This is a genomic window from Bradyrhizobium sp. AS23.2 (assembly GCF_001908185.1).
Lineage (GTDB): Bacteria > Pseudomonadota > Alphaproteobacteria > Rhizobiales > Xanthobacteraceae > Bradyrhizobium.
Window position 1 is genome coordinate 20,405 of record NZ_LGHM01000020.1, and the last position, 7,887, is coordinate 28,291.

Sequence of the window (7,887 nt, forward strand, 5' to 3'; positions counted from 1 at the left end):
TCAAGTAGTTCCGGGCTTATAGAAGCTTTCTAACCGCGCCGCCACAGCCACAAACGTGCCGCAGCAATCCGCGAGCCAAAAATTCCCATGCGCTACCCCAAGATTTCCTGAGGCCTGGCTTTGAACGGGTTGATACGAGGCAAGATGCAGCTGTCCGGACGCGGAGTCGTTTGCGTGCGGGGCGGCCGCGAGGTGTTCGCCGGGCTCGATTTCGAGGCTGCGTCCGGCGAAGCCGTGGCGGTCGTGGGCCGCAACGGATCGGGCAAGACCTCGCTGCTGCGGCTGATCGCGGGCCTGCTCATTCCGGCCGGCGGCAAGATCGCGCTGGATGGGGGCGATGCCGAACTGACGCTGCCGGAGCAGTGCCACTATCTCGGCCATCGCGACGCCCTGAAGCCGGCGCTCAGCGTGGCGGAGAATCTGTCATTCTGGGCTGATTTTCTCGGGGGCGAGCGCTGCGACGCCGCCCAAAGCCTCGCAACCGTCGGCCTCGACCACGCCACCCACCTGCCCGCCGCTTTCCTGTCTGCCGGCCAGCGCCGCCGGCTGTCATTGGCCCGCCTGCTGACCGTTCGCCGCCCGGTCTGGCTGCTGGACGAGCCGACCACGGCGCTGGATGTCGCCGGCCAGGACATGTTCGGCGGCCTGATGCGCGATCATCTCGGCCGCGGCGGCCTGATCATCGCCGCCACCCACGCCCCGCTCGGTATCGAATCGCGGGAGCTGCGAATCGGGGGCACGGCATGAAGTTCGCGGACCCTCAGCTTTTCTCGGGCGCCCGGCTTTTGCCGGCACAACCCTCGCTCCCTCGGCACCACTCGAGGCCGGGCTCCGCTCTCACCGTTCCCTCCCCCTTGCGGGGGAGGGTCAGGGAGGGGGGGGCCGCACGGCAGGGCCCGTCGGTTCTAGCGTTAAAGCGGCAGACGCTTTGTTGCTGCCGGCCCGCCCGCCTCAAGCATCCCTCCTGGGGCTACCCCCCTCCCATCGCCGAAGCTTCGCTTCGGCGTCTCTTAAGAGGACGGCCGCCGGAGGCGGCCTATGCCTCCCCCACAAGGGGGGAGGGAGCGCAGTGTGCCCGGGGTTTGCCGCTGACGCAGGTTCGTATTCCGCTGAAAGGGCCACCCCATGACCGCTCTTTCCGCCCTCATTCGCCGGGACGTCCGGATCGCGCTCCGCGTCGGCGGCGGGGCGCTGATCGGCGTACTGTTCTTCCTGACCGTCGTGGTGCTGATGCCGTTCGCGGTGGGACCGGACCTGGCGCTGCTGTCGCGGCTCGGGCCGGCGATCCTATGGCTCGGTGCGCTGCTGGCGAGCCTGCTCACGCTGGACCGGCTGTTCATGGCCGACCATGAGGACGGCTCGCTCGACCTGATCACGATGAGCCGGACACCGCTGGAACTCGCCTGCGCCGCCAAGGCGCTGGCGCATTGGCTGGCCGCGGGCCTGCCGCTGATTGTCGCAACCCCCGTGCTGGGCCTGCTGCTCAACCTCGACATGGTCGCAACCGGCGCGGTGGCGCTGACGCTTTTGGCCGGCACCCCGGCCCTGACCTTCACCGGCATGATCGGCGCGGCGCTGGCGGTGACCCTGCACCGCGGCGGACTTCTGATGGCGGTGCTGGTGCTGCCGCTGTCGATCCCGGTGCTGATCTTCGGGGTTGCGGCCTCGCAGGCCGTGATCGTAGGGCCGTTGTCGTTCGGCGCGCCGTTCTCGATCCTGTGCGCGCTGTCGCTGGTCAGCCTCGTGATCGGCCCTTTCGCGGCCGCGGCGAGCCTTCGGCACGGACTTGACTGACCTTGACCCCGATCAATTTTCGCTGCGGCCTTTCGTGCTGATTGCCTGAGCGGCCACCGGTGATTATCAGGATACCATGACGCTGATCGACCTCGCCAACCCGACACGGTTCCTCGCGCTCTCGGCGCGGGTGTTGCCGTGGCTTGCGGCCGCGACCGTCATCCTGCTCACCATCGGCCTGTATCAGTCCGCCTACGCGCCCGACGACTATCAGCAGGGCGCGACCGTAAAGATCATGTTCATTCACGTGCCCAACGCGTGGCTGTCGATGTTCGTGTGGGGCGTGATGAGCATCGCCTCGCTCGGCACGCTGGTGTGGCGGCACCCGCTCGCCGACGTCGCCGCGAAAGCGGCCGCACCGATCGGCGCCGCCTTCACCTTCCTCGCGCTGCTCACGGGATCGCTGTGGGGCCGGCCGATGTGGGGCACCTATTGGGAATGGGACGCGCGGCTGACCTCGGTGTTGATTCTCTTCCTGATGTATCTCGGCCTGATGGCGCTGTGGCGCGCGGTCGACGATCCCTCCCGCGCAGCGCGCGCCGCCGCCGTGCTGACACTGGTCGGCGCGATCAACCTGCCCATCATCAAGTTCTCGGTCGACTGGTGGAACACGCTGCACCAGCCGGCCTCGGTGATGCGCATGGGCGGCTCGACGCTCGACAAATCGTTCCTGATCCCGCTGCTGGTGATGGCGGTCGCATTCACGCTGCTATTCGTTACGCTGCACGTCGCGGCCATGCGCAACGAGATCCTGCGCCGCCGCGTCCGCTCCCTGCAGATGATGCAGGCGAGCCGTATCGCGTTTTCGAGCGAAGTGGGCGCCGGTTCGCGTGAAGAAAACGCGTCAAAAGAAGTTGGGGCCGCATGACGATGTCGCTCGGTCCTTACGCGTCCTTCATCATGACGTCCTACGCGGCTGCGGCCATCGTGGTGGCGATCCTGATCGGCTGGATCGTGCTCGATTATCGCAGCCAGACCCGGCGCCTGCGCGACCTCGAACGCAGCGGCATCACCCGCCGCTCAGGCCGCAGCGCGATGGATACGTCAAGAACGATCACATGAACGATCAATCGACTTCTGCTCCGCCGCCGCGCCGCACCTTCCTGATGGTGCTGCCGCTGATCGCCTTTATCGGGCTCGCGCTGTTGTTCTGGTTCCGGCTCGGCAGCGGCGATCCCTCGCGGATTCCTTCCGCACTGATCGGGCGGCCGGCGCCGCAGACCACGCTGCCGCCACTCGACGGATTGCAGGCTGACAACGCACAGGTGCCCGGGCTCGACCCCGCCGCCTTCAAGGGCAAGGTGAGCTTGGTCAATGTCTGGGCGTCCTGGTGCGTGCCGTGCCACGACGAGGCGCCGCTCCTGACCGAGCTCGCCAAGGACACGCGTTTCCAGCTCGTCGGCATCAACTACAAGGACGCGCCCGACAACGCACGGCGCTTCCTCGGCCGCTACGGCAACCCGTTCGGCCGCGTCGGCGTGGATACCAATGGCCGCGCTTCGATCGAATGGGGCGTCTATGGCGTGCCCGAAACCTTCGTCGTCGGACGCGAGGGCACCATCGTCTACAAGCTGGTCGGGCCGATCACGCCGGACAATTTGCGGACGGTGCTGCTGCCGCAGATGGAGAAGGCGCTGAAGGCGGGGAGCTGATCGCCGTCGCTGTCAGCGAAACAAGCCGGCCCCACACACCGCCGTCATGCCCCGGCTTGACCGGGGCATCCAGTACGCCGCGGCTTCTCCCTAATTCACTGCTGTCACTGGAATACTGGATCGCCCGATCAAGTCGGGCGATGACACCGGAGTATGTGGCGGCGCCTCAAGTCCACGTCGCGGAGAGACCGTCACCTGTTCCTCACGTCCCCCGCCTCGGCCTCGCTCGTCTCCAGCGACACCGGCTCGATGTGATAGCGCTTGGTCAGCGGCATCTGGGCGATGGCGAAGATCATGGTCAGCGGCGTCACGCCGAACACCTTGAAGTTCACCCAGAAGTCCGTGCTCTGGGTGCGCCAGACGATCTCGTTCAGCACTGCCAAGCCGGCGAAGAACAGCGCCCAGCGCAGCGTGAGGATGCGCCAGCCCTGCGGGGTCAGGTTGAACATCTGGTCGAACATCACGGCGATGAAGGAGCGGCCGAACAGAAGACCGCCGCCGAGGATCGCCGCGAACAGGCCATAGATGATGGTCGGCTTGACCTTGATGAAGGTCTCGTCGTGCAGCACCAGCGTCAGCGTGCCGAACACCAGCACGATCACGCCTGTCACGATCGCCATGATCGGGACGTGGCGCGTCACCACGTAGGAGGCGGCCATCGCCGCGACGATCGCAACCATGAAGGCGCCGGTCGCGGCGAACAAATTGAACTTCGCATTCACGAAGAAGAAGACGAGCAGCGGACCGAGCTCGGTCGCCAGCTTGAACAGCGGATGCGGCTGGGTCTTGTCCATTCTCAGCTTTCGATTCCGGCAATCGCGCGTGCGAAATCGCGCGCGGTGAACGGCGCGAGATCCTCGACGCCTTCGCCGACGCCGATGAAATGCACCGGCAGTTTGAATTTCTCTGCGAGCGCCACCAAGATGCCGCCGCGCGCCGTGCCGTCGAGCTTCGTCATCACGAGGCCGGTGACCCCGGCGATGCGATGGAAGGCCTCGACCTGCGACAGCGCGTTCTGGCCGACGGTGGCATCGAGCACAAGCAGCACCGCATGCGGCGCAGTGTCGTCCACCTTCCGGATGACGCGCACGACCTTTTCGAGCTCGTTCATCAGCTCGGACTTGTTCTGCAGCCGCCCGGCGGTGTCGATCAGGAGCACATCGATGTTCTGCTCCTTTGCCGCCGTCAGCGCGCTGAAGGCGAGGCTGGCCGAATCCGATCCCTGCGCTCCGGCGATGACCGGTGTATTGGTGCGCTCGCCCCAGACCTTGAGCTGCTCGATGGCCGCTGCGCGAAAGGTGTCGCCGGCGGCCAGCATCACCTTGCGGCCTTCGGATGCGAACTTTTGCGAGAGCTTGCCGATGGTGGTGGTCTTGCCGGAGCCGTTGACGCCGACAACGAGAATGACGAACGGCTTCTTGCCCGCGTCGATCTCGAGTGGCCTGGCGACCGGCGCCAGCACCTTCTCGACCTCGGTCGCGACGACGTCCTTGACCTCGTCCGCCGAGATCGCCTTGTCATAGCGCCCCGTGCCGACGGCGTCCGCGATCCGCACCGCGACCTGGGTGCCGAGGTCGGCGCGCAGCAGCACGTCCTCGATGTCGTCGAGCATGGCGCGGTCGAGCTTGCGCTTGGTGACGAGATCGGCGACCGCGGTGCCGAGCGAGGACGAGGTGCGCTTCAGCCCGTTGGAAAGGCGGCGCCACCAGCTCAGCTTGGGGGTCTCGGGGGTGGTATCGTTCATGATGCTCGTGCCGACGATTTGAAGTTCCTACTCTCTTGCCGCAAGTCCGGTTAGGAACTTCAAATCGAAGAGCGGCACGAGAAAATATTGTTGCCAGTGCGGCCCTGGATTTGGCATTCGCTTCGCATTTCGCGGCAGCCGCCGAGCGAATGCCAAATCCACCGCACTGGTGTGTTAGCCGTTCCGGCCCGTAAACGAAAGTCTTGACCGAAAGTCCTGCAATTGCTCGATGTTCCCGAATTGACCGCCGACGAGATCCTGGCGCGCGTGCTCCATCGCGACGGGCTGATGCTGGTCATCGACAAGCCGGCGGGCCTGCCCGTGCATCGCGGCCCCAAGGGCGGCGCGAACCTCGAAGCATCGTTCGACGCACTCCGCTTCGGCCTGCCGCGGCCGCCGGTGCTGGCCCACCGGCTGGACAAGGACACCTCCGGTTGTCTCGTGCTCGGCCGCCACCGGAAAGCGACGGCCTCGCTCGGCCTGCTGTTCAAGCATGGCAAGATCGGCAAGACCTACTGGACCGTGGTCGAGGGCGGCCCTGCCGAGGACGAAGGCATCATCGACATGCCGCTCGGCCGGCTCAATGCCGAACGCGGCTGGTGGCAGAAACCCGATCCCGAGGGCCAGAAGGCGGTCACCAACTGGAAAGTGATGGGCCGGGGCGACGGCCTGACCTGGCTCGCCATGGAACCGGTGACCGGCCGGACCCATCAATTGCGGGTGCATTCGGCCGCGACCGGCTGGCCGATCTTCGGCGATAACATTTACGGCAACGGCCCGCGCTTCGGCGAGCCGCGGCTGCACCTGCATTCCCGCGAGATCGTGGTGCCGATCTCCCGGAACAAGGAACCCATTCGCGTGGTGGCACCGGCCCCGCCCCACATGCACGAGCGGCTCCGCGCCTGCGGCTGGAACGGAGAATAGCCCGCCCCGGGGCATGGTTTACGAAACGTTCAGTGCTCGTCTCTAATGATTGCGATTGCTTAGAACAAGCTTCCGTCAATCCGCTCAGGACGAGCACGCGTCATGTTGAACGCCAAGCTATCGATCATCGACGAGGTCGAATCCGCGATTCGGATAGGCTCGGCGGAAAAAGGCCTTGAAACGGCCCGGCGCGTCACCGACCTGTTCCTCTCCTCCGCAAGCAGCTTCAGCGACGAGCAGATCGCACTGTTTGACGACGTGCTCGAGCGCCTGATCGGCACCATCGAGCTGCGCGCCATCGCCGACATGGGCGCGCGCGTCGCGCTCGCCGAGATCAGCGCACAGCTCGCGCCAATCGCCCAGGCCCCGCCTTCCGTGATCCGCCGCCTCGCCAACAACGACGAGATTCGCATCGCCGGCCCCGTGCTGCAGGAATCCGCGCGCCTCGACGACGGCGAGCTGGTGAAGATCGCATCATCCAAGGGTGAGCCGCATCTGCTCGCGGTCGCCGGCCGCTGGTGGCTCAAGGAGATCGTCACCGATGCGCTGCTGGCGCGCCGCTATCCCAGCGTCAGCCGGCGGCTTGCCGCCAATCCCGGCGCGCGCGTTTCCGGAAACGGATTTGCCGTTATCGTCGGACAGGCCGAAAGAGATCCGGAGCTCGCCGTGAGCGTCGGTGTCCGCGTCGACCTGCCCTCCGAGCAGCGCCGCCGGTTGCTGCGTTCGGCAACGGATGCGGTTCGCACCCGCCTGCTGTCGCGCGCACCGCCACATCTGTTCGAGGAAATCCGGAACGCGATCGCCGCTGTCACTGTCGGCGTCGAGCGCGAGATGTCAGCCGTGCGCGACTTCGAAGGCGCCAAGCGCGCCATCGCAAATCTCAAAGCGATAGGCCAGCTCAGCGAGGCCACGCTGCTCGGCTTCGCCAGGCAGCGACGCTACGAAGAAGCCGTCGCTGCATTGGCGGCGCTGTCAGAATCGACCGTCGAGGTGATTCGCCCGCTGATGCAAAGCCTGCGCGAGGACGGCCTGCTGGTGCCGTGCAAGGCGGCGGAGCTCAGCTGGGAAACCACCGCCGCCGTCCTCGAAAGCCGCTTCGCCACCGGCGCGATGAAGCCGGCGGACCTTGCGAGAGCACAGGGCCACTTTGCGCGAATGACGCCGGAGAACGCACGGCGGACGCTGCGGTTTTGGCAGGTGCGGGCGTCGTAGGGCGCGCTATTTGCTAGAGAAGCCGCGGCGTACTGGGTCGCCCGGCCAAACCGGGCGACGACAGGGAATTATGTGGTCAGCCGCTCGCCATTACTGCCGGTGATCCGTAGCGGCACGACACTTCCAACTCGTTCACCAGCAACTGCCACCGGCAGATAGTGCTCCGTCCGCCCCTGCTCCTCGGTCAGCGCTTCGCACAGCCCGAGGATCGTCCCGGAATGACGGCGGAGTGGGTTTCTAGAGCACTACACGATCCAATCTGATCGGATAACACTCCAACGATTACCCAGCGTTAGGACGATTTTGTTACACAACTAAGGGGTGTGCGGCGATAGCCGCATTCGTGCCTGCAGGAGACTGGGCATCAATTTTATCTAACTGCGAGCGATGATATGTTGAAATTTATAAGATCGACGATTCCCGCTCCAATTATTTTCGCAACCATTGGTGCCGTGGGTTTTGGCCTCATGGAGGCGCTGACCGGAAATTTCTTCGGCAAGTTCATTTCTGGCGCGGAGTTGGCCGTTCTCATTCAAACTCTCTTTGGCGGGGTGGCGCTTT

General features: G+C 65.5%; 9 protein-coding genes. 7 read left to right on the plus strand and 2 right to left on the minus strand.

The window, feature by feature from the left end; genetic code table 11:
- Positions 1 to 144 precede the first annotated feature (144 nt).
- From ccmA to AC630_RS04135, 5 genes are all read left to right on the plus strand, one after another.
- Positions 145 to 747: a heme ABC exporter ATP-binding protein CcmA gene (gene ccmA, locus AC630_RS04115; RefSeq protein ID WP_074117207.1), complete on the plus strand. Its 603-nt coding sequence runs from the start codon at positions 145 to 147 to the stop codon at positions 745 to 747.
- A gap of 378 nt (positions 748 to 1,125) precedes the next feature.
- Entirely contained in the window at positions 1,126 to 1,794 is a 669-nt protein-coding gene (gene ccmB / locus AC630_RS04120; protein ID WP_074117198.1) for a heme exporter protein CcmB, read from the plus strand.
- A gap of 76 nt (positions 1,795 to 1,870) precedes the next feature.
- Positions 1,871 to 2,662, plus strand: a complete 792-nt coding sequence (locus tag AC630_RS04125; RefSeq protein WP_074117199.1) for a heme ABC transporter permease — start codon at positions 1,871 to 1,873, stop codon at positions 2,660 to 2,662.
- Positions 2,659 to 2,856 (plus strand): heme exporter protein CcmD, encoded by a 198-nt coding sequence (gene ccmD, locus AC630_RS04130; RefSeq protein ID WP_083636117.1) that lies wholly within the window; start codon positions 2,659 to 2,661, stop codon positions 2,854 to 2,856. Before AC630_RS04125 ends, ccmD begins: the two co-directional genes overlap by 4 nt.
- Positions 2,853 to 3,446 (plus strand): DsbE family thiol:disulfide interchange protein, encoded by a 594-nt coding sequence (locus AC630_RS04135; RefSeq protein WP_074117200.1) that lies wholly within the window; start codon positions 2,853 to 2,855, stop codon positions 3,444 to 3,446. Before ccmD ends, AC630_RS04135 begins: the two co-directional genes overlap by 4 nt.
- Before the next feature lie 191 nt (positions 3,447 to 3,637).
- On the opposite strand, the gene AC630_RS04140 is transcribed toward AC630_RS04135, so the two are convergent.
- Positions 3,638 to 4,240, minus strand: coding sequence for a septation protein A (locus tag AC630_RS04140; protein WP_074117201.1), 603 nt, complete (start codon positions 4,238 to 4,240; stop codon positions 3,638 to 3,640).
- A gap of 2 nt (positions 4,241 to 4,242) precedes the next feature.
- Positions 4,243 to 5,190, minus strand: coding sequence for a signal recognition particle-docking protein FtsY (gene ftsY, locus AC630_RS04145; RefSeq protein WP_074117202.1), 948 nt, complete (start codon positions 5,188 to 5,190; stop codon positions 4,243 to 4,245).
- Positions 5,191 to 5,412: 222 nt separating this feature from the next.
- Between ftsY and AC630_RS04150 the strand changes: the two genes are divergently transcribed.
- Entirely contained in the window at positions 5,413 to 6,114 is a 702-nt protein-coding gene (locus AC630_RS04150; RefSeq protein ID WP_074117203.1) for an RluA family pseudouridine synthase, read from the plus strand.
- 102 nt (positions 6,115 to 6,216) lie between these two features.
- Positions 6,217 to 7,326, plus strand: a complete 1,110-nt coding sequence (locus tag AC630_RS04155) for a DUF2336 domain-containing protein (protein ID WP_074117204.1) — start codon at positions 6,217 to 6,219, stop codon at positions 7,324 to 7,326.
- Positions 7,327 to 7,887: the final 561 nt, after the last annotated feature.

What these genes read in the sequence shown, in the direction of transcription:
- ccmA (WP_074117207.1), top strand. Translation starts at nt 145, where the DNA reads ATGCAGCTGTCCGGACGCGGAGTCGTTTGCGTGCGGGGCGGCCGCGAG.
- ccmB (WP_074117198.1), top strand. Translation starts at nt 1,126, where the DNA reads ATGACCGCTCTTTCCGCCCTCATTCGCCGGGACGTCCGGATCGCGCTC.
- AC630_RS04125 (WP_074117199.1), top strand. Translation starts at nt 1,871, where the DNA reads ATGACGCTGATCGACCTCGCCAACCCGACACGGTTCCTCGCGCTCTCG.
- ccmD (WP_083636117.1), top strand. Translation starts at nt 2,659, where the DNA reads ATGACGATGTCGCTCGGTCCTTACGCGTCCTTCATCATGACGTCCTAC.
- AC630_RS04135 (WP_074117200.1), top strand. Translation starts at nt 2,853, where the DNA reads ATGAACGATCAATCGACTTCTGCTCCGCCGCCGCGCCGCACCTTCCTG.
- AC630_RS04140 (WP_074117201.1), bottom strand. Translation starts at nt 4,240, where the DNA reads ATGGACAAGACCCAGCCGCATCCGCTGTTCAAGCTGGCGACCGAGCTC.
- ftsY (WP_074117202.1), bottom strand. Translation starts at nt 5,190, where the DNA reads ATGAACGATACCACCCCCGAGACCCCCAAGCTGAGCTGGTGGCGCCGC.
- AC630_RS04155 (WP_074117204.1), top strand. Translation starts at nt 6,217, where the DNA reads ATGTTGAACGCCAAGCTATCGATCATCGACGAGGTCGAATCCGCGATT.